General features: G+C 63.1%; 2 protein-coding genes. Both read left to right on the forward strand.

Going from position 1 to position 1,849, the window contains the following annotated elements; genetic code table 11:
• Positions 1-516: alpha amylase C-terminal domain-containing protein (locus EOA33_RS34430; protein ID WP_190234475.1), on the forward strand; the 516-nt coding region annotated here is incomplete at its 5' end.
• A gap of 35 nt (positions 517-551) precedes the next feature.
• Entirely contained in the window at positions 552-1,817 is a 1,266-nt protein-coding gene (gene glgC / locus EOA33_RS34435; RefSeq protein ID WP_126055820.1) for a glucose-1-phosphate adenylyltransferase, read from the forward strand.
• The last annotated feature ends 32 nt before the right edge of the window (positions 1,818-1,849 follow it).

The raw sequence follows: 1,849 nt of genomic DNA on the forward strand, positions 1-1,849 counted from the left end.
TACTACGCCTTCATGTGGGGCTATCCCGGCAAGAAGCTTTTGTTCATGGGCCAGGAATTCGCGCAGCGCCGCGAATGGAGCGAGGCGCGAGCGCTAGACTGGGACTTGCTTGACCACGCTCCGCATCGCGGTATCTGGCAGGTAGTGCGCGACCTCAATTACCTCTACCGCTCGCGTCCGGCGCTGCATGCGCGCGACTGTGAGCCGGACGGCTTTTCCTGGCTGATCGTCGACGACAGCGAGAATTCGGTGTTCGCCTGGCTGCGCAGCGCGCCGGACGGCAATCCGATCGCCGTCATCTCCAATTTCACGCCGGTGCCGCGCGACAATTACCGCGTGCCGCTGCCGAAGGCCGGCAGCTGGCGCGAGATCATCAACACCGACGCCTCGGATTATGGCGGTTCGGGCAAGGGCAATGGCGGCGTGGTCGAGGCCAGGGCGGAAGGAGGAGGCGTATCGGCGACGATGCTTTTGCCGCCGCTGTCGACGATCATGCTCGAATTTGTCCCGGACTGAACGATGCCGCACACTGGTAATTTGGGAGGGTAAAAATGGCAGACTTGAAAAGAACCCAGCCGCTGGCACGCGACGCTATGGCCTATGTGCTGGCCGGCGGGCGCGGCAGCCGTCTCAAGGAATTGACCGACCGGCGCGCCAAGCCCGCGGTCTATTTCGGCGGCAAGACGCGCATCATCGATTTCGCGCTGTCCAATGCGCTGAACTCCGGCATTCGCCGCCTTGGCGTCGCCACCCAGTACAAGGCACATTCGCTGATTCGCCACCTGCAGCGCGGCTGGAACTTCCTGCGCCCAGAGCGAAACGAGAGCTTCGACATCCTGCCGGCCAGCCAGCGCGTCTCGGAGACGCAGTGGTATGAGGGCACGGCGGACGCGGTCTACCAGAACATCGACATCATCGAGGCCTATGGCCCCGAATACATGGTGATCCTGGCCGGCGACCACATCTACAAGATGGACTACGAGCTGATGCTGCGCCAGCATGTCGACGCCAATGCCGACGTCACCGTCGGCTGCCTCGAAGTGCCGCGCATGGAAGCGACCGGTTTCGGCGTCATGCATGTCGATGCCAAGGACACTATCATCTCATTCATCGAAAAGCCCGCCGACCCGCCCGGCATCCCCGACAAGCCGGATTTCGCCCTGGCCTCGATGGGCATCTATGTGTTCAAGACCAAGTTCCTGATGGAGCAGCTGCGCCGTGACGCCGCCGAGCCCGGCTCCAGCCGCGACTTCGGCAAGGACATCATCCCCTATATCGTCCAGCACGGTAAGGCGATCGCGCACCGCTTCGCCAAGTCCTGCGTGCGCTCGACCGCCGAGAACGAGGCCTATTGGCGCGACGTCGGCACCGTCGACGCCTATTGGGAAGCCAACATCGACCTGACCGACGTCACTCCCGAGCTCGACCTCTACGACCGCGACTGGCCGATCTGGACCTATGCCGAATTGAAGCCGCCGGCAAAGTTCGTGCATGACGAGGATGGCAGGCGCGGCTCCGCGGTTTCCTCGCTGGTCTCGGGCGACTGCATCGTCTCCGGCGCGACGCTGAAGCGAAGCCTGATCTTCACCGGCGCGCGCATCAACTCCTATTCGACGCTGGAAGAAGTCGTCATGCTGCCGGACGTGCATGTCGGCCGCAACGCCAGGCTGAAGCGCGTCGTCATCGACCACGGCGTGCGCATCCCGGAAGGGCTGGTGGTCGGCGAGGATGCCGCCCTTGACGCCAAGCGCTTCCGCGTCTCGGAGAAGGGCATTTGCCTTGTCACCCAGGACATGATCGACAAGCTCAAACTGTAGACAGGAATCGTCAGGCGCATGCAGGTTCTGTC

Origin of the sequence: Mesorhizobium sp. M4A.F.Ca.ET.050.02.1.1 (genome assembly GCF_003997725.1) — a bacterium.
In the GTDB taxonomy this organism is placed as follows: domain Bacteria; phylum Pseudomonadota; class Alphaproteobacteria; order Rhizobiales; family Rhizobiaceae; genus Mesorhizobium.